Source organism: Stenotrophomonas sp. EMP41 (assembly GCF_047495535.1).
Classification (GTDB): Bacteria; Pseudomonadota; Gammaproteobacteria; order Xanthomonadales; family Xanthomonadaceae; genus Stenotrophomonas; species Stenotrophomonas sepilia.
In genome coordinates this window covers 341,248-358,625 of the sequence record NZ_CP179923.1, presented here as the reverse complement: position 1 = coordinate 358,625, position 17,378 = coordinate 341,248, and the positions used below count along the sequence as shown (strand labels likewise).

General features: G+C 66.9%; 16 protein-coding genes. 6 read left to right on the top strand and 10 right to left on the bottom strand.

Features of this window, described 5'->3' with window-relative positions; all coding sequences use genetic code 11:
• Window positions 1-169: 169 nt before the first annotated feature.
• Together ybaK and ACMGRF_RS01565 are read left to right on the top strand one after the other, a co-directional pair.
• Window positions 170-643, top strand: a complete 474-nt coding sequence (ybaK, locus tag ACMGRF_RS01570) for a Cys-tRNA(Pro) deacylase (protein WP_180880556.1) — start codon at window positions 170-172, stop codon at window positions 641-643.
• Entirely contained in the window at window positions 643-1,128 is a 486-nt protein-coding gene (locus ACMGRF_RS01565) for a hypothetical protein (protein WP_099488396.1), read from the top strand. Before ybaK ends, ACMGRF_RS01565 begins: the two co-directional genes overlap by 1 nt.
• A gap of 75 nt (window positions 1,129-1,203) precedes the next feature.
• On the opposite strand, the gene ACMGRF_RS01560 is transcribed toward ACMGRF_RS01565, so the two are convergent.
• Window positions 1,204-1,761, bottom strand: coding sequence for a DUF3228 family protein (locus tag ACMGRF_RS01560; protein ID WP_049414070.1), 558 nt, complete (start codon window positions 1,759-1,761; stop codon window positions 1,204-1,206).
• Window positions 1,762-1,898: 137 nt separating this feature from the next.
• On the opposite strand from ACMGRF_RS01560, the gene ACMGRF_RS01555 reads away from it, so the two are divergent.
• Window positions 1,899-3,416, top strand: coding sequence for an amidohydrolase family protein (locus ACMGRF_RS01555; protein WP_414485585.1), 1,518 nt, complete (start codon window positions 1,899-1,901; stop codon window positions 3,414-3,416).
• 6 nt (window positions 3,417-3,422) lie between these two features.
• On the opposite strand, the gene ACMGRF_RS01550 is transcribed toward ACMGRF_RS01555, so the two are convergent.
• Genes ACMGRF_RS01550 through ACMGRF_RS01540 form a run of 3 tightly spaced genes read right to left on the bottom strand, consistent with a single transcriptional unit; the run spans window position 3,423 to window position 6,148 of the window.
• Complete coding sequence (locus tag ACMGRF_RS01550) at window positions 3,423-4,154, bottom strand: LytR/AlgR family response regulator transcription factor (protein ID WP_049435677.1); 732 nt, start codon at window positions 4,152-4,154, stop codon at window positions 3,423-3,425.
• Entirely contained in the window at window positions 4,151-5,197 is a 1,047-nt protein-coding gene (locus ACMGRF_RS01545) for a sensor histidine kinase (RefSeq protein ID WP_180880528.1), read from the bottom strand. The genes ACMGRF_RS01550 and ACMGRF_RS01545 overlap by 4 nt, the downstream gene beginning before the upstream one ends.
• Before the next feature lie 24 nt (window positions 5,198-5,221).
• A complete protein-coding gene (locus ACMGRF_RS01540; RefSeq protein ID WP_414485584.1) occupies window positions 5,222-6,148 on the bottom strand; it encodes an alpha/beta fold hydrolase in 927 nt (308 codons plus the stop codon).
• 203 nt (window positions 6,149-6,351) lie between these two features.
• On the opposite strand from ACMGRF_RS01540, the gene metF reads away from it, so the two are divergent.
• Window positions 6,352-7,179: a methylenetetrahydrofolate reductase [NAD(P)H] gene (gene metF / locus ACMGRF_RS01535; RefSeq protein ID WP_049439325.1), complete on the top strand. Its 828-nt coding sequence runs from the start codon at window positions 6,352-6,354 to the stop codon at window positions 7,177-7,179.
• 40 nt (window positions 7,180-7,219) lie between these two features.
• Window positions 7,220-7,804 carry a DUF4124 domain-containing protein gene (locus tag ACMGRF_RS01530; RefSeq protein ID WP_049439323.1) on the top strand — a complete coding sequence of 195 codons (585 nt, stop codon included), beginning with the start codon at window positions 7,220-7,222 and terminating at the stop codon, window positions 7,802-7,804.
• A gap of 10 nt (window positions 7,805-7,814) precedes the next feature.
• Here the strand turns inward: ACMGRF_RS01530 and ACMGRF_RS01525 are convergent, their stop codons facing one another.
• From ACMGRF_RS01525 to ACMGRF_RS01515, 3 genes are all read right to left on the bottom strand, one after another.
• The gene (locus tag ACMGRF_RS01525) at window positions 7,815-8,768 is read right to left on the bottom strand and encodes a Nudix family hydrolase (protein ID WP_099495692.1); all 954 of its coding nucleotides are present in this window, start codon (window positions 8,766-8,768) and stop codon (window positions 7,815-7,817) included.
• A 101-nt stretch (window positions 8,769-8,869) separates the two neighbouring features.
• A complete protein-coding gene (gene secA, locus ACMGRF_RS01520) occupies window positions 8,870-11,602 on the bottom strand; it encodes a preprotein translocase subunit SecA (protein WP_180880536.1) in 2,733 nt (910 codons plus the stop codon).
• 278 nt (window positions 11,603-11,880) lie between these two features.
• Complete coding sequence (locus ACMGRF_RS01515) at window positions 11,881-12,837, bottom strand: M23 family metallopeptidase (RefSeq protein ID WP_033834438.1); 957 nt, start codon at window positions 12,835-12,837, stop codon at window positions 11,881-11,883.
• A gap of 12 nt (window positions 12,838-12,849) precedes the next feature.
• Here ACMGRF_RS01515 and ACMGRF_RS01510 point away from each other — a divergent pair, with 12 nt between their 5' ends.
• Window positions 12,850-13,299, top strand: a complete 450-nt coding sequence (locus ACMGRF_RS01510; protein WP_049413132.1) for a DUF721 domain-containing protein — start codon at window positions 12,850-12,852, stop codon at window positions 13,297-13,299.
• A 281-nt stretch (window positions 13,300-13,580) separates the two neighbouring features.
• Here ACMGRF_RS01510 and lpxC read toward each other — a convergent pair whose 3' ends face one another.
• The 3 genes from lpxC to ftsA all read right to left on the bottom strand — a co-directional run bounded on the left by lpxC (window position 13,581) and on the right by ftsA (window position 17,338).
• Window positions 13,581-14,492 (bottom strand): UDP-3-O-acyl-N-acetylglucosamine deacetylase, encoded by a 912-nt coding sequence (lpxC, locus tag ACMGRF_RS01505; protein WP_008267619.1) that lies wholly within the window; start codon window positions 14,490-14,492, stop codon window positions 13,581-13,583.
• A gap of 205 nt (window positions 14,493-14,697) precedes the next feature.
• A complete protein-coding gene (ftsZ, locus tag ACMGRF_RS01500; RefSeq protein WP_049413130.1) occupies window positions 14,698-15,933 on the bottom strand; it encodes a cell division protein FtsZ in 1,236 nt (411 codons plus the stop codon).
• Between the two features lie 169 nt (window positions 15,934-16,102).
• A complete protein-coding gene (gene ftsA / locus ACMGRF_RS01495; protein ID WP_005408083.1) occupies window positions 16,103-17,338 on the bottom strand; it encodes a cell division protein FtsA in 1,236 nt (411 codons plus the stop codon).
• Window positions 17,339-17,378: the final 40 nt, after the last annotated feature.

Sequence of the window (17,378 nt, the reverse complement as noted above, 5' to 3'; positions counted from 1 at the left end):
CCGGTGCATGCAAAGAACGGAACGGGCGCCTTCGGGCGCCCGTTCTGCATTTGCGTGTGGCCGTACACCCCGCATCCAGTCCCCACTGGTAGATCCACGCCATGCATGGATGCTCTCCGGCAGTAGCCTCGGTCAAGGCAACGCGACCAGCGCGCGCTACGATGCCTACATGACCCCGGCCATCAACCTGCTCAAGCGCGAGAAGATCGCCCACACCGTGCGCAGCTACGTGCACGACGCCCACGCCGAATCCTATGGCGGCGAAGCCGTGGACAAGCTCGGCCTCGATCCAACCCAGGTGTTCAAGACCCTGCTGGCCAGCACCGAGACACACGAACTGCTGGTGGCGATCGTGCCGGTGGCCGGCCAGCTGGACCTGAAGGCACTGGCCGAAGCGGCCGGCTGCAAGAAGTGCGAGATGGCTGCTGCTGACGCCGCGCAGCGCGCGACCGGTTACCTGGTCGGTGGCATCAGCCCGCTCGGGCAGAAGAAGCGCCTGCGCACCTTCCTGGACGCCAGCGCCGAAGCGCTGCCCAGCCTGCATGTCAGCGCCGGTCGCCGTGGCCTGGAAGTGGAACTGGCGCCGGCCGATCTGCTGCGCCTGACAACCGGCAACTACGCTGGCATCGGCAAGTCACGCTGATGCGCTGGCCGTGGTCTGCAGCGCCGATGCCCAGGCTCGACGATGCACAGGCCGATGTGCTGCTGCAGGACCTCGTGTCGCGCGATGCAACGCGCATTACCGATGCCGCACGTACGGTCGCACGACTGTTCAGCGCCTCATCGTTGGACGCGTTGAGCGCACATGTGGATCTGATCGAACAACGCTGCCAGGGCATCGCGCTTGGCGGCATGCTGATCAGCAACCAGGCCCACCTCAAGGCGGCCCTGCAACGGCTGCGCTACTGGCAGGCGCGCGAAGGTTGCCTGTGTGCACTCAACCCCCGCTACCCGTTCTTCGATCCGCGTCGCCTGATCGAACAAGGGCAGATGCAACTGCTCTCGTTGCAGGAGGCCGAGGAGGGTTGGGGCGATGGCCACACCGTTGCCTGCACGCAATGCGGCCAGCATTGGCAGGCCATCGACCGCGAGTACCATTACCCGTGGTGGGAATGGAAAGCTGCCTGAAGGCCAAGCGGCCACGCATGGCGTGGCTCTACTGCGGTCCGCGCATTCACGCGATGCGTGGATGACAAATGACGCTCACGGCCGCCAGTTCGCGTTGTTCTCCCAGAACTCGACGGAACGCCGGTAGGCTTCGCGGTCCAGCGGCACGCCGGATCCGCCCTCCTCCACGCCCAGCGCATTGCGCATCATCGTGATCGGTGCCATCGGTACCTCTTCCGGTTCGGCGGTGTAGATGCAGCCGACAATGCCCCAGTCGGCCTCGATCGGCGAGCCTTCCTTGGCCAGCTGCTCGGCGCTGTACAGGATCACCACCAGGTAGTTCGCGCGCGGCGATTCCACGCCCTCGAACCAACGCACCAGCACCGGCAGTTCCTCGCGGTTGCGCGCTTCGTAGCCGCTGCGCAGCAGGTGGCGGTTGGCCTCGGTGACCGGCACGGTCAGGCAGCGCGTGCTGGTCCAGTTCTCGTAGACGAACAGCTTGCAGAACGGGGCGTAGCCGTCGAGTACCTTCAGTGGCGCATGCGCATTGAGATGTGCCTCGAACTGCTCGGCGGTGCAGTCCTGGATGGTGTTGCCACGCGGCACGCGCGGGAACAGGCGGGGACGGGCGAAATCGGTGAGGACGATGGACATGGCGCAGGTGTGATCGGGAGTTCTGCTGCACAGGGTAACCGCCCCGGAGGGAGACAGGGCCGGATGCCGATGGTCACTGGCGCCAGCGTCCCGCTTGCAGCACCCTGCGGGCGACCCACTACAAGGACCGCCGGCTCATGGATGCAGCATGCGCATTGCCCCGTTCCGCCCACCGTCGGCAGTGGCCGATCGTACTGGTCATCCTCATGCTGGCGCCGCCATTGCTGTTCGCCGCCGCTCTGCTCTGGCCGCTGTCGGCTCCGCCGTTGCCCGAACCGGGCAACAGCCGCGTGATCGTCAACGCGCGGGTGGTGGACGTGGCGCGCGGCCAGGTCAGCGAACCCACCACCGTGACAGTGCGCCACGGCACCATCACTGCCATTGGGGAAGATCCGCAGGACGCGCGGCTTCCCGTGCTCGACGCCGGCGGCCGCTGGCTGCTGCCCGGTTTCTGGGACATGCACACCCATGCACTGCAATTGTCGCCGCAGCTGCAGTTCCCGCTGATGCTGGCCAGCGGCATCACCGGCACCCGCGACATGATGGACTGCCCGCAGACCACCGATCCGCTGATCGCCTGCGTGGCCGACAAGCGCCGCTGGACCGCGCAGGCCATTGCCGGGCAGCAGGTTGCACCGCGCTTCGTACAGATCGCCAGTTTCTACTTCGAAGATCCGTCACTCACGCCGGAGGCCGCCGCTGCGCGTGCACGGACGTACAGCGCGCGCGGGGTCGACGCGTTGAAGGTCTACAACCGGCTGCGTGCGGACACCTATCAGCGGCTGGCCACCGAGGCGCAGCAGCTGCGCCGTCCGTTGGTCGGCCACCTGCCCAAGGCGGTGCCTCTGGACGACGCGGTGCAGGCGGGCCAGCGCAGCTTCGAGCACGCCCATCTGTTCGTGCGCCACTGCTTCGACAACGCGGCGGCATGGCGCGGTGGCACGCTCGACGGCGAAGACCCGATCGTACTGGCCGAACGCATGGTTGCCAGCTATCAGCCCACGCTCTGCAACAAGGCGTTCGCTTTGATGCAGGCCAGCGGTGCCGCGTTCGTACCGACCCATGTCACCCGCGAAGAAGATGCACGCGCAAGCGACCCCGCCTTCGTCGACGATCCGCGCCTGGCCTATCTGGACCCGCTTTCACGCTGGGCGTGGCGTGATGACCTGCAGGCCACCGCAGCGCGCTATCCCGGCCGACGCGGCCAAGACGCACTGAAGACCTACTTCGAGCATGGCCTGGCGCTCACCGGTGCGGCCCATCGTGCCGGCGTCACCGTGCTGGTCGGCACCGATACCGGATTGGGCGGCTTTCGCTACCACGATGAACTGCAGTGGCTGCGACGGGCCGGCCTGAGCCAAGCCGACGTGCTGCGCGCAGCTACGCTGCAGGCCGCACGTCATCTGCAACGGCAGGCATCGCATGGAAGCGTCGAGGTCGGCAAAGCCGCAGACCTGGTGCTGCTTGATGGCAACCCGCTGCACGACATCGCCAATACCCGCCGCGTGCATGCCGTGCTGCTGGCCGGCCACCTCTATGACCGTCCGCGGCTGGATGCGCTACAGACTTATGCGCGCAGGCAGGCACGCTCGCCCGCAGTGATGGCACGCCTGCTGTGGGGATTCATCACCAGCCCGGTCAGTGCCGAGCTGTAGCGGCAGCTACAACGCCATCCGCTCGCGCAGTTCACGTGCCTGCCGCCGCGATACCTCCACCTCGCTGCCGTCGTCCAGCGCCAGATCGTAGCCATCTGCAATGCTGGGCGTCACGCCACGAATGCGGCGCAGGTTGACCAGCGTGTTGCGGTTGGCGCGGAAGAACAACTCCGGCGGCAGGCGTGCTTCCAGCGCGCTCAGGCTGCGGGGCAGCAGGGCGTTCTGGTCGCGGAACCATAGCCGTGTGTAGTTGCCATCCACCACCAGCCGACGGATCTCCGAGACCGCGACGAACCAGCAGCGTTCGCCCTCGCGCACGAACACCTGGTCCTGCGCGCCCAGCGTGCTGCGCGGCTCCGGCGTTTCGCCCGCCACCACCTCGCGCTGGCGCGCCCGCTGCAACGCTTCCAGCAAGCGCGGCGCCTCGACCGGCTTCACCAGATAGTCCAGCGCATTGGCCTGGAAGGCGCGCACCGCGTAGGTGTCGTAGGCGGTAACGAACACCACCGCCGGCACCGCCTCCAACCCATCCAGCACATCGAAGCCGCTGCCGGAGGGCATCTGTACATCCAGCAGCACCAGGTCCGGGGCCAGTGTGGCGATCGCCTCGCGTGCAGCGGGCACATCGTCGGCCTCGCCCACGCACTGCACCCACGGCAGCGCCGACAACAGCGTGCGCAGCTCCTGGCGCGCCAGCCGTGCGTCATCAACGATCAACACACGCAGCACGCCACTCATTGCGGAATCTCCAGCAGGGCCTGCATGCGGTCGCCGACCGGCTGCAGGGTGAAACGACCCTGCGTGCCAAGCTGCGCACGCAGGTAGGCAAGGCCAACGCCATGGCCATGGGTGGGCTCGTTGGCGCTGCCCAGCGGATTGTCCACCTGCAGACGCAGCACGTCATTGTCCAGCGTGGCACGGATCTGCACCTCACCGCCGCCCGGGCGGCTGGCGATGCCATGCTTGATCGCATTCTCCACCAGCAGCTGCAGCGCCATCGCCGGCAGCTGTACCTGCAGGGCGTCGGCATCGATCTGCCGGTTCACCTGCAGGCGCTGTTCGAAGTGGACTGCCTCGATGGCCAGGTAGTCGTCCACGACCACCAGTTCCTCGGCCAGGGTGACCTGCTCGCTGCGGTTGTGTGCCAGCGCCTGGCGCAGCGTGCGCGACAGCCGGGTGACCATGTCGCGCGCTCGCTCCGGGTCTTCCAGGATCAGCGCGCGCAGGTTGTTCAGCGCATTGAACATGAAATGCGGGTTGAGCCGTGCACGCAGTGCATCGCGCTCCAGCGCGCTGCGCTCGGCCTCGGCACGCAGGCGCGCCAGTTCCGCACTGCGTATCCGGCGCAGGCTGTGCAGGCCTGCCCAGAGCGCTGCCCACAGGGCCAGCATCACCGCAGTGGTGTACCAGTAGAGCAGCAGCGCCTTGGGGCTGAAGTCGGCCGTCTGCCGCCCCAGGCTCACCCAGTTCCAGGCCAGCGCCGAGTGCAGCGCGATGTTCACCAGCAGCTGCGCCACTGCCGCGCCCAATGCCACCGACAGCGCCAGCCGCAGCAACAGCCCGGCCGTGCCGCGCGCCCACCAGTCGGCACGCAGCGCCAGCGCACGGATGGCACCGCTGCACCCGAACAGGGCCAACGCCAGACCCAGCGTGATCAACACGCCTGCGCTTCCGGCATCGCTGAAATAGGCCTGGCGCAGGCCGATTCCGGCAACGCCATAGAGCGCCCACACCAGCGCATTGAGCAGCCAGAAGCGTACCGTCGAGGAGGAATCCGGCATGTCCATTTCGAGGCGTGTTGAAACTCAGTGGTGGTGGTCGAGGAAGGCCTGCACCTGACCGCGCAGCCAGCGCGGATCATCCCACATCAGGAAATGGAAACCCTGCGCGCTCATCGCGATCTGCACGCCCTGCAGTTTCGCGTACTGCGCCTGGAACACCGCGTGCGTGCTGTCCTCGGTGCCGCCCATCGGCTGGTAGCCGGCCCAGCTGCCCAGCACCAGCGTCGGTGCGGTGATCGAGGCGATGCTGTCACGCAGGTCGGTGGTCATCACCGCATGCATGGCGTCAGCGGTGGTCTGGCGGTCGCTGGCTTCGCCCCAGCGCCCCAGCTCGGCCTGCCGCTGCGGATCGCGGGTCATGCCCGGCAGGCCGGCCTTCAGCTGCGCCTGCCACTGCGCGGCATCGGCGGCGAGCATGCCCTTGCGCAGCTGGTCGGCCATCGGCCGCACGCTATCTGCGGTGGCGTTCGGGTCACGCGCCGCCGGCAGGAACGGCAATGCATCGACCACCACCAGCGCGCTGACTGCCTTCGGCTCGGCCTGCGCCATCTGCAGCCCCAGCAGGCCGCCAAGACTGTGGCCGATCACCACCACCGGGCCCAGCTGTTGGTCATGCAGGTAGGCCAGCAGCTGCCCGCGCATGGCCGGCAGGAATTCGGCCGGGCGCGGGTCGGCGGGCGCAGCGCCGGCAAAGCCCGGCAGCTGCACCAGATGGCACTGCACGTCCTTCAGCGCCAGGCAGGTCTCGCGCCAGACCTCGGCGCTGCTGTTCAGGCCGGGGATCATCAGCAGCGGACGGCCCTTGTCGACCACCTCGACCTGCACCTTGCCGGTGCCGGTGGCGGCCGCCGCATGCGCCGAGCCGGAACCGAGCACGGCCATCGCCATGCCGATCATCGCCAGCCGGGCCAGGGCCTTCATTGCGTACCAGAGTGCCAGGAAGATCTTCATCGTCTGCTCCTTCATTGGGTGGGTGGTGCCGGGATGGGAGCAGCGTGGGCCTGGCGGAGGCACCCCGGTTGCGATTTCGGAGCAGCGGCCGCACGGCGGGGCGAACGGTCGCGGGCCGGGGACGGCGGGCTCTCACGCAATCTTCAAGCATCCATCTTGATGAAGAGATATACTGCTTCGCACCGACCGCCGCCATCCGCGCCATGACTGCCATCAGCTTCGAGTTCTATCCGCCCAAGACCGACGAACAGCGCAGCCAGCTGGACCGTGCTGCGGCCAAGCTGAAGGACTACGCCCCCGAATACGTGTCGTGTACCTTCGGCGCCGGTGGCTCGACCCTGAGCTATACCTCCGAGACCGTGCGCCATCTCAACCAGCACCATGGCTTCGAGGCGGCGCCGCATCTGTCCTGCGTCGGCGGCACCCGCCAGGAGATCCGCGAACTGCTCAAGCTGTACCGCGCCATCGGTTGCCATCGCCTGGTCGCGCTGCGTGGCGACCTGCCCTCCGGTATGGGCTTCCCCGGCGACATGCGCTATGCCGCCGAGCTGATCGAGTTCATCCGCGCCGAACACGGCGATGCGTTCCGCATCGAAGTGGGCGCCTACCCGGAGACCCACCCACAGGCCTCCGATGCACTGGCCGACCTCAAGCACTTCAAGGCCAAGATCGATGCCGGCGCCGACGCGGCGATCACCCAGTATTTCTACAACCCGGATGCGTACTTCCACTTTGTCGATGCCGTGCGCCGGCTCGGCGTGCAGGTACCGATCACGCCCGGCATCATGCCGATCGCCAACTTCAGCCAGCTACGCCGCTTCTCCGAGCAGTGCGGTGCGGAAATCCCGCGCTGGATCAGCCGCAAGATGCAGGCCTATGGCGATGACGCCGAATCGGTGCGGGCATTCGGTACGGAAGTGGTGGCCAAGCTGTGCCAGCGGCTGGTCGAGGGCGGCGCGCCGGGCCTGCACTTCTACACCCTGAACCTGGCCAGGCCGACCACGTCGGTGCTGAAGCTGCTGCACGGCTGAAAGCACGCCATGCCACCGCGATCGGCGCTACCCTGCGTCGATGAACCGGCTTTCCTTCCTGCTGTTGCTGCTGTCATTGTGCTCGGCGTCGAGCGTGGTCCATGCGCAGTCCCCACGCTTGAACCGCTGCACTGATGCGCGGGGGCAGAGCGTGTACACCGACCGCCCCTGCGACAGTGTCGGCGCCCGATCGCGACTGCCACCGCCCGCGCCCACCGGCAGCACCCTGCCGCGCGACACCCTGGGGGCGCGCTGCCCACGGCGCCTGAGCGAGCTGGTGGACGCACTGCGCGTCGGCATCCTCAGCAACGATGTGAACCGGTTGTCGTCGCTGTACCTGTGGGGCGCAGTCTCCGATGCCGGTGCGCAGCGCATCCTCGGCCAGCTGGAATCATTGGTCCGTCGGCCGCTGGTAGACGTGGTACCGGTGTATCCCTCGCAGGCGCTGCCGCAATCGCAGGATGAGGATCAGAGCGCTGCGGCGCAGGGATCCGACCCGGAGCCGTCGGCCGTGCGGCATCCGGTCGGCCTGCGCCTGGAACAGACGCTGCCCGGCAGCGTGTCGCGCGCTTCGACGGTGCTGGGGTTGCGGCGGCAGTATGGGTGCTTCTGGATCACGTTGTGACCGGGAGGGCTCACGCCGGCCACAACCCGCCGATCGCAGCGATACCCTGCCCGCCATGGCGGCGGGCTTCGGCGATATGGCCGGCGGCCATCCCACCCAACGCGTAGATCGGCAGCGACACCTGCGCGCGCAGCGCGGCGAAGGCCTCCCAGCCCAGCGGCTCGGCATCGGGATGGCTGGCCGTGGCCTGCACCGGGCCAAGCACCGCGAAGTCGCAGCCCAGCCGCTGCGCCGCCTGCAGCTGCTCCAGGTCGTGGCAGGACGCGGCGACAAGCTGCCCTTCCGGCAACGGCCGTTCCTGCAGGTCCTGCAGCTGCTCGCTGCCCAGGTGCACACCCACGCCCAGTGCGCGTGCCAGCGCCACATCGCGGTTGAGCAGCCATTGCACGCCGCGACGATGCGCGCGCACGGCCTGTTCGATCATGGCCTGCCGTTGCGGGTGTTCCGGTGGCAGGCGCAGCTGGATGCGCTGCTGCCCCGCGGCTACTGCCCGCTGCAGTTGCTCGTGCCACTGCTGCACGCCTCCGATGCCGTCAGCCGGCGCCGGGGTGATCAGGTAGCGGTCCGGTTGGCGCAGTGCGGCCACCACCGGCAGGTCGGCCGGCGGCATCGAATAGCGGCCCAGCTTGTCCTGCGCCACCCAGGTGATCGCCTGGCCTTCGCGGCCGCGCGGGGTGCCCTTCCAGCTGCGCACATGGCGCACTTCCAGGGTCAGGTGCTTGTCCGGATAGCGCTGCGGCACATCCATCAGCCAGGGCCCGACATCGGCCTCGATGCCCAGCTCTTCGCGCAGTTCACGCGCCAGCGCCTGTTCGGAGGTCTCGCCGGATTCGCGCTTGCCGCCGGGGAATTCCCACAGGCCGGCCATGTCGCGGTTCTCGGTACGGCGGTTGAGCAGCACGCGGCCCCGGGCGTCGGTGATGACGGCGGCCACGACGTGGATCGATCGGGTGGGGGAATGCATGGGGGCAGCATGCCCAGAACAGGGCGACCAGCGCAATCACGGATCCGGGCCGGACGCCGGCTGCAAAGCAGAAGGCCCCGCTTGCGCGGGGCCCTCCGGGGTCAGCTCAGCTGGCCGTGGCAGTGCTTGTACTTCTTGCCACTGCCGCACGGGCATGGATCATTGCGGCCGATCTTCGGCTCGTCGCGCTGCAGCGTGGCCACACCCTGCTGGGCGGCTTCCACCTGCGCGGCTTCCTCGTCGGCACTGTAGCCGCCCGCATCCTGGTGCTGGAACTGCGACTGGCTCAGGCGCGCCTGCGCCTGCTGGCGCTCGGCGGCCTCCAGGGCCTGCACTTCCTCGTCGCTGCGGATACGCACGCGGGCCAGCAGGGTCACCACTTCGCGCTTGACGTTCTCCAGCATGTCCGAGAACAGCTCGAAGGCTTCCTTCTTGTATTCCTGCTTGGGCTGCTTCTGCGCGTAACCACGCAGGTAGATGCCCTGGCGCAGGTAATCCATGCGCGCCAGGTGCTCCTTCCAGCTCTGGTCCAGCACGGTCAGCATCACGTGCTTCTCCAGCGCGCGCATGGTCTCTTCGCCCAGGCTGGCTTCCTTCTCGGCGAAGTGCTGGTTGACGCGCTCCTGGACCTTGCTGGCGATGGCCTCGGCGTCCAGTTCCTCATGCTGCTTGACCAGGTCGGTCAGCGACATCTGCAGGCCGAAGTCCGACTCCAGGGTCGCTTCCAGGCCACGCAGGTCCCACTGCTCGTCGATCGAGTTCGGCGGCACGAAGCGCGCCACGGTGTCGAAGATCACGTCGTCACGGATGCCGTCGACGTTGGCCTTCACCGATTCGGCGTCCAGCAGCTCATCGCGCTGGGCGTAGATCACCTTGCGCTGGTCGTTGTTGACGTCGTCGAAGTCCAGCAGGTTCTTGCGGATGTCGAAGTTGTGGGCCTCGACCTTGCGCTGCGCCTTTTCGATCTGGCGGCTGACCAGGCGGTCCTCGATGACGTCGTCTTCCTTCATGCCCATCATGCGCATGGCCTTCTGCACCCAGTCGGAGGCGAAGATGCGCATCAGGTTGTCTTCCAGCGACAGGTAGAAACGGGACGAACCCGGGTCACCCTGGCGGCCCGAACGGCCACGCAGCTGGTTGTCGATACGACGCGATTCGTGGCGTTCGGTACCGACGATGTGCAGGCCGCCGGCGGCCTTCACTGCATCGTGGCGCTTCTGCCATTCGGCCTTGACCGCCGCCTTCTGCTCGTCGGTCGCGTCCTCGCCCAGGGCGTGGATCTCGGCTTCCAGCGAGCCGCCCAGCACGATGTCGGTACCACGGCCGGCCATGTTGGTGGCGATGGTCACCGCCGCCGGGCGGCCCGCGTTGGCGACGATGGTCGCTTCGCGGTCATGCTGCTTGGCGTTGAGCACTTCGTGCTTCACGCCGGCCTTGCTCAGGTGCTCGGACAGCATTTCCGAGGTCTCGATCGAAGTGGTACCGACCAGCACCGGCTGGCCGCGCTTGGCGCACTCTTCGATGTCGGCCAGCACCGCATTGAACTTGCCCTTGCGGTTGAGGAACACCTGGTCCGGGCTGTCCTTGCGGATGGTCGGGCGGTTGGTCGGGATCACCACCACTTCCAGGCCATAGATGCTCTGGAACTCGAACGCTTCGGTATCGGCCGTACCGGTCATGCCGGACAGCTTCTTGTACATGCGGAACAGGTTCTGGAAGGTGATGCTCGCCAGCGTCTGGTTCTCGCGCTGCACCGGCACGCCTTCCTTCGCTTCCACCGCCTGGTGCAGGCCATCGGACCAGCGGCGGCCGGCCAGGGTACGGCCGGTGAACTCGTCGACGATGACCACTTCGCCGTCGCGCACGATGTAGTCAACGTCGCGCTGGTAGATCGCGTGCGCGCGCAGGGCGGCGTTGAGATGGTGGACCACGGTCAGGTTCTGCGCCGCGTACAGGCCTTCGGTTTCGCCGTTGAGGATGCCGGCTTCCACCAGCAGCTGCTCGGCGTGCTCCATGCCCGCTTCGGACAGGTGCACCTGCTTGCCCTTCTCGTCGACCCAGAAATCGCCTTCGCCGTCTTCCGCTTCCTGCTTGACCAGATGCGGCACGACGCGGTTGACGCGGATGTACAGCTCCGGGGAATCATCGGCCGGACCGGAGATGATCAGCGGGGTACGCGCTTCGTCGATCAGGATGGAGTCGACTTCGTCGACGATGGCGTAGTGCAGGCCGCGCTGGTAGCGGTCGGCCTTGGACAGCGCCATGTTGTCGCGCAGGTAGTCGAAACCGAATTCGTTGTTGGTGCCGTAGGTGATGTCGGCGGCGTAGGCTTCGCGCTTGTCGCTGTGCGGCATGCCCGGGTACACCACGCCCACGCTCAGGCCCAGCCAGTTGTACAGCTTGCCCATCTGCGCGGCGTCGCGGCGGGCCAGGTAGTCGTTCACGGTGACCACGTGCACGCCCTTGCCTTCCAGCGCGTTGAGGTACACCGGCAGGGTCGCCACCAGGGTCTTGCCTTCACCGGTGCGCATTTCTGCGATCTTGCCCAGGTGAAGCACCATGCCGCCGATCAGCTGCACGTCGTAGTGGCGCATGCCCAGCACGCGGCGACCGGCTTCGCGGCAGACCGCGAACGCTTCCGGCAGCACCTTGTCCAGGGCTTCACCGTCAGCGATGCGCTGCTTGAACTCCGGCGTCTTGGCCTGAAGCTGCTCGTCGGACAGCTTCTCGATCTCCGGCTCCAGCGCATTGATCTTGGCGACGATGCGGTTGAGCTGGCGCAGCTGTCGTTCGTTACGACTGCCAAATACGCGGGTAAGCAGGCTGTTGATCATTGAAGGAACCGGGTTGGATGGACACGACGCCCGGCCTCCCCCTGGGGATCCGTCCGCCGCAAACGAAACAGGGCGCCTGGCGCCCTGTCGATGGCAACACCCATTGTAGCTTGGGACGGGCGGCTGAGGTTTCAACCCCGAGGGGGTAGTGCCGGCCGCTGGCCGGTGATCCGCGATGCTGCCGAAGATCATGAGGTTGCCGGCCAGCGGCCGGCACTACCAGATCAACCGCATCGGGTCAGAGCCCTCCCGCGGCGCGGAAGGGATCCGACCCGGGATCAGCCGCGGCTGACCCGGCCGACCGGCGTGTTGCCGCCGTCGCCGAGGAACTTGCGCGGGTTGACCACGTTGCCGTTCTCCCACACCTCGAAGTGCACGTGGGCGCCGGTCGAACGACCGGTGGAACCGGCCTTGGCCACTTCCTGGCCGGCACGGACCAGGTCACCGGCCTTCACCACCAGGCGCGAATTGTGCGCGTAGCGGGTGACATAGCCATTGCCGTGGTCGACATCGACGACATTGCCGTAGCCGCCCTTCACGCCGGCGAAGCTGACCACGCCCTCGGCCACGGCCATCACCGGGTCACCGACCTTTGCGTGGAAGTCCATGCCCTTGTGGGTGGCGGCACCGCGGCCGAACGGGTCGGCACGGGTGCCGAAACCGGACGTCACGTAGCTGTTGCGGATCGGCATGCGCGACGGCACGGCGTTCTGCTGCAGCTGGTGGTCGAACATCAGCGATTCCATCACCGACAACTGGCGGCCTGAAGCAGCGAAGCGCTGCTCCAGCACCTGTAAGTCGGCGTTGACGTCCTTGACCGGGATGTCGCTGGTCGGGCCGCCTGCGTCACCGTCACCGAGGCCGGGGGTCTCGTTGAAGTCGAACTCGCCGTCCTCCAGCTTGCCCATCTGGGTCAGCCGTTCGCCGAGGGCGTTGAGGCGGGTCGCCTGGGCCTGCAGCTCGCCGAGGCGAGCCGCCAGCGCGTTGACCTGGGTCTGCGCATCACGCTTGACCTTGGCCAGTTCCGCATCCTGGCGCTCGACCTTGGCCTGCAGCCGGGAATCATTCAGCGCGCTGGCGCCAATGCCGCCAGCAAGGCCGATAATGCAGCCTACCCCGAGCACGCTGCCCAGCAGGGCACGGGGGCGGTCCTCGAAATAGAACCGCAAACGCGCGATCGGCGACGACTTGGCCTGTCCTTCACGCGTTTTGATTACGATCTTTTTGAATGCCATCAGTGAGTTTTCATGTCTGAGCCGAAATCCAGCGTTCGCCCCGCGTCGGCACCGAAACCGGCGCTGGATGCGGTAATGGCGGACAAAAGCGGCAACCCGCTGCGGCGTGCCTTGTGGCTCGACGCGCTGGACCGTCAGTTGCGCCCCCAGTTGCCGCCACCTCTGCGCAGCCGTTGCCGGCTGGCCAATGTGGACGGGGAACACCTCGTTTTTCTCGTCGAGTCCCCGGTCTGGCATGCCAAGTTGCGGCTTGCCGAAGCCCAGCTGCTCGACGCGGCCCGTTCCATCGGGCTGAAGGCCACCAGGGTGACCATCAAGACTGCGTCTCCCACTCCCACGCGCTCCCCAGCGCTCGACAACCGGAATGGACCCCACGCAGTTTCAGCCGCCACGCACAAAGGGCTACGCGACGCCTTGGCTTGCCTGCAGGACGTTCCTTCGAAGCCGAAGAAACGATCCTGATGGCAACGGAGCATCCGGCTCCGCTCCCCGTCGCGCGTGTCACCACGGCGTGAAACATTTCGGGGGCCGGGTCGCATCCTAGCGGCCATCCGGGGGCCTGTCGTTAGATTGCTGTTAAAACGGCGTTAAATTCAGGCTTCTGATCCAACAGGTTCACAAAACCGTGACCTTGAACCAGCCTTGACGTCTTTCAAGCACGCTGAATGCGTCGCCGACGCCGGAAACAAGAACGCCGCCCGGGAAGGCGGCGTTTTTATATTTAAATTCAATAGCCTACGGAATCAGGCGTACGCCGGGGTAGCGTATTCCACCGGATCCGGCGTGGCCGGCGAGTCGAAGCTGACCCATTCCCAGGCGCTGGCGTCGGCCATCAGGGCCCGTACCAGCTTGTTGTTGAGCGCGTGGCCGGACTTGAAGCCCTCGTAGGCACCCAACACCTGGCCACCGGCCAGATAGAGGTCGCCGATGGCGTCAAGGATCTTGTGGCGCACGAATTCGTCGGCGTAGCGCAGGCCGTCTTCGTTGAGCACGCGGAACTCGTCCAGCACGATGGCGTTGTCCATCGAACCGCCCAGGCCCAGGTTGCGCTCGCGCATGTACTCCAGGTCGCGCATGAAACCAAAGGTGCGCGCGCGGGAGATTTCCTTGGTGTAGGCCAGCGTCGAGAACTCGATTTCCTGGCGCGACTGCTTGGCCGGAATCATCGGGTGGTCGAACTGGATGGTGAAGCCCAGCTTGTAACCCTCGTACGGGGTGAAGCGGGCCACCTTGTCGCCCTCGGTCACTTCCACGGTCTTCAGCACGCGGATGAAGCGCTTGGGCGCATCCTGTTCCACGATGCCGGCCGACTGCAGCAGGAACACGAACGGGCCCGCCGAACCGTCCATGATCGGCAACTCGGCCGAGGACAGCTCGACGATGATGTTGTCCACACCCAGGCCGGCCAGCGCCGACATCAGGTGTTCGACGGTCTGGATCTTGGCGTCGTTGCAGGTCAGGCCGGTGCACAGGGTCACTTCGGTGACCAGTTCGGCCTTGGCCGGCACTTCCACCACCGGGTCCAGGTCCACGCGGCGGAACACGATGCCATGGTTGACCGGTGCCGGGCGCAGGGTCATGTAGACCTTGTCACCACTGTGCAGGCCAACGCCGGTGGCGCGGATCGTGTTCTTGAGGGTGCGTTGCTGGATCATGGGGATGGACCGGAAGTGACACATTAGATTAACACGCGCACTCCCCTACCCTGGCTGAAAAGCCAGTGACAGCCACCGGCAGGACACACCGGCACGCCGCTGGGAAAGCGCGTAAAGCAGGGCGGCCGGGCCCATCCTGGCCCGGCGCCCGCATTTTCAGGACATGGTGGCGCAACCCGGGGAGGACAACCCCGGGCCGCCCCGCTTAGTCCGCCTGGCGGCGCAGGAAGGCCGGGATGTCCAGGTAGTCGTTCGGCAGTTCCGCCGCTGCCGGGGCCGAAGCCGCCGGGGCCGACGTGGCGGACGCCGCCGCGGTATCGCTGCTGGCACGGCGCAGGCCCAGGCCCATGCCGCCCACGGCCTTGGACACGGCGTCGCCACCGTTGTCGAACTCGCCGAACTCCGGCTGGCCGGTGGTGGCGTTGCGGACCAGCTTGATCGGTGCACGCTCGCCCGGACGCTGGGTCTTGCTGGCCGAGACGCGGTTCAGGCCGGTGGCCACCACGGTCACGCGCACTTCGTCCTGCATGTCCGGGTCCAGCACGGTGCCGACCACGACGGTGGCGTCTTCCGAAGCGAAGCCGTCGATGGTGCGGCCGATCTCGTCGAACTCGGCCATGGTGAAGTCGGCGCCGGCGGTGATGTTGACCAGGATGCCGTTGGCACCGGCCAGGTTCACATCGTCCAGCAGCGGGTTCTGGATCGCCGATTCGGCAGCGGCCTGGGCGCGGTCATCGCCCCGTGCGGTGCCGGTACCCATCATCGCCAGGCCCATTTCGGACATGACGGTGCGCACGTCGGCGAAGTCGACGTTGATCAGGCCCGGACGCACGATCAGGTCGGCGATGCCCTGCACGGCGCCCTGCAGCACGTCGTTGGCGGCGCGGAAGGCCTGGATCATGGTCGCGTTGCGACCCAGCACGGTAATCAGCTTCTCGTTCGGGATCGTGATCAGCGAGTCGCAGTGCTGGCTCAGTTCCTCGATGCCCTTCAGCGCCACCTGCATGCGGCGACGGCCTTCGAACGGGAACGGCTTGGTGACCACGGCCACGGTCAGGATGCCCATTTCCTTGGCCAGCTGCGCCACCACCGGCGCAGCGCCGGTGCCGGTGCCGCCGCCCATGCCGGCGGTGATGAACACCATGTCCGCGCCCTGCAGCGCGTCCATGATGCGCTCACGGTCTTCCAGCGCGGCCTGGCGGCCGACTTCCGGGTTCGCGCCTGCGCCCAGGCCCTTGGTCACGTTGGTACCCAGCTGCAGCTGCAGCTTGGCACCACAATTCTTGATGGCCTGCGAGTCGGTGTTGGCGGTGATGAACTCCACGCCGTCCACCGCCGAGTTGACCATGTGCGCCACGGCATTGCCGCCGCCGCCGCCCACGCCAACCACCTTGATCACCGCATTGGGTGCCATCTTTTCGATCAGTTCAAAATGCGCCATGTCCGTGTCCTCGTTGTATCCGCTTGTCGGTGGCATGGACGGTCGGGCCTCCTGCCTTCGCGTGTCATGTTGCCGTTGCGGCTGTGTGGGTTGTGTAGTGCGTTGTTGCGTTGTGATGCGGGTACTGCGGGTGTTGCGCCGGGCCGGGCCCGGAGTTACGGGTTCCGCGTCAGAACTCGCCGCGGAACCAGGTCTTGAGTTTCTTGAACATGCTTCCAGCGCGCCCGGTCGGCAACGACGGCCGCCGCGGGTGCTCGATCTGGCTGCCCATCAGCAGCAGGCCCACGCCGGTGGCGTGCACCGGGTTGCCGACCACTTCGCCCAGGCCGGTGACGTGCTGCGGGATGCCCACGCGCACCGGCATCTGCAGCATTTCCTCGGCCAGTTCGACCACGCCTTCCATCTTCGAAGCGCCACCGGTCAGCACCATGCCGGCGCGCACCAGTTCCTCGAAACCGGAGCGGCGCAGTTCGGCCTGCACCATCTCGAAGATTTCCTCGTAGCGGCCCTGCACGGCCTGCGCCAGCGAGTGGCGCGGCATGCGGCGCGGCGGGCGGTCGCCGACCGACGGCACCTGGATGCTCTCCTCGGCCGTGGCCAGCTGGGCCAGGGCGCAGGCATAGCGCACCTTGATCTGCTCGGCTTCCGGGGTCGGCGTGCGCAGCATGTGCGCGATGTCGTTGGTCACGTGGTCGCCGGCGATCGGCAGCGAGGCGGTGTGGCAGATCGCGCCCTGCACGAACACCGCGATGTCGGTGGTACCGGCGCCCATGTCGACCAGCACCACGCCCAGCTCGCGCTCGTCGGCGGTCAACACCGCCACGCTGGAGGCCAGCGAGGACAGCACCAGGTCGTCCACCTGCAGGCCGCAGCGCTGCACGCACTTGCTGATGTTGGCCGCCGCCGACTGCGCGCACACCACCAGGTGCGCATGCACTTCCAGGCGCACGCCGGTCATGCCGACCGGGTTGCGGATGCCTTCCTGCGAATCGTCCAGCACGTACTCGCGCGGAATCGCGTGCAGGATCTTCTGGTCGGCCGGGATCGCCACCGCCTTGGCTGCGTCGAGCACGCGATCCAGGTCGCCCCAGGTCACTTCACCGTCGCGGATCGGCACGATGCCCGGCGAGTTCTTGCACTGCACGTGGTTGCCGGAGATCGAGGCGTACACCGAACGGATCTCGCAGCCGGCCATCAGCTCGGCTTCTTCCACCGCGCGCTGGATCGACTGCACGGTCGATTCGATGTCCACCACCACGCCACGCTTCAACCCGCGCGATTCGTGCGAGCCGATGCCGATCACTTCGATCGGGTTGCCCGGCGAATACTCGCCCACCAGCGCCACCACCTTGGAGGTGCCGATGTCCAGGCCAACGATCAGCGATTTGTCACCCTTGCGATTCATGTCCTTTCCTGCGTGCTTCTGGCCGTGGTCGCCGGCGTTT

What these genes read in the sequence shown, in the direction of transcription:
- ybaK (WP_180880556.1), top strand. Translation starts at nt 170, where the DNA reads ATGACCCCGGCCATCAACCTGCTCAAGCGCGAGAAGATCGCCCACACC.
- ACMGRF_RS01565 (WP_099488396.1), top strand. Translation starts at nt 643, where the DNA reads ATGCGCTGGCCGTGGTCTGCAGCGCCGATGCCCAGGCTCGACGATGCA.
- ACMGRF_RS01560 (WP_049414070.1), bottom strand. Translation starts at nt 1,761, where the DNA reads ATGTCCATCGTCCTCACCGATTTCGCCCGTCCCCGCCTGTTCCCGCGC.
- ACMGRF_RS01555 (WP_414485585.1), top strand. Translation starts at nt 1,899, where the DNA reads ATGGATGCAGCATGCGCATTGCCCCGTTCCGCCCACCGTCGGCAGTGG.
- ACMGRF_RS01550 (WP_049435677.1), bottom strand. Translation starts at nt 4,154, where the DNA reads ATGAGTGGCGTGCTGCGTGTGTTGATCGTTGATGACGCACGGCTGGCG.
- ACMGRF_RS01545 (WP_180880528.1), bottom strand. Translation starts at nt 5,197, where the DNA reads ATGCCGGATTCCTCCTCGACGGTACGCTTCTGGCTGCTCAATGCGCTG.
- ACMGRF_RS01540 (WP_414485584.1), bottom strand. Translation starts at nt 6,148, where the DNA reads ATGAAGATCTTCCTGGCACTCTGGTACGCAATGAAGGCCCTGGCCCGG.
- metF (WP_049439325.1), top strand. Translation starts at nt 6,352, where the DNA reads ATGACTGCCATCAGCTTCGAGTTCTATCCGCCCAAGACCGACGAACAG.
- ACMGRF_RS01530 (WP_049439323.1), top strand. Translation starts at nt 7,220, where the DNA reads ATGAACCGGCTTTCCTTCCTGCTGTTGCTGCTGTCATTGTGCTCGGCG.
- ACMGRF_RS01525 (WP_099495692.1), bottom strand. Translation starts at nt 8,768, where the DNA reads ATGCATTCCCCCACCCGATCGATCCACGTCGTGGCCGCCGTCATCACC.
- secA (WP_180880536.1), bottom strand. Translation starts at nt 11,602, where the DNA reads ATGATCAACAGCCTGCTTACCCGCGTATTTGGCAGTCGTAACGAACGA.
- ACMGRF_RS01515 (WP_033834438.1), bottom strand. Translation starts at nt 12,837, where the DNA reads ATGGCATTCAAAAAGATCGTAATCAAAACGCGTGAAGGACAGGCCAAG.
- ACMGRF_RS01510 (WP_049413132.1), top strand. Translation starts at nt 12,850, where the DNA reads ATGTCTGAGCCGAAATCCAGCGTTCGCCCCGCGTCGGCACCGAAACCG.
- lpxC (WP_008267619.1), bottom strand. Translation starts at nt 14,492, where the DNA reads ATGATCCAGCAACGCACCCTCAAGAACACGATCCGCGCCACCGGCGTT.
- ftsZ (WP_049413130.1), bottom strand. Translation starts at nt 15,933, where the DNA reads ATGGCGCATTTTGAACTGATCGAAAAGATGGCACCCAATGCGGTGATC.
- ftsA (WP_005408083.1), bottom strand. Translation starts at nt 17,338, where the DNA reads ATGAATCGCAAGGGTGACAAATCGCTGATCGTTGGCCTGGACATCGGC.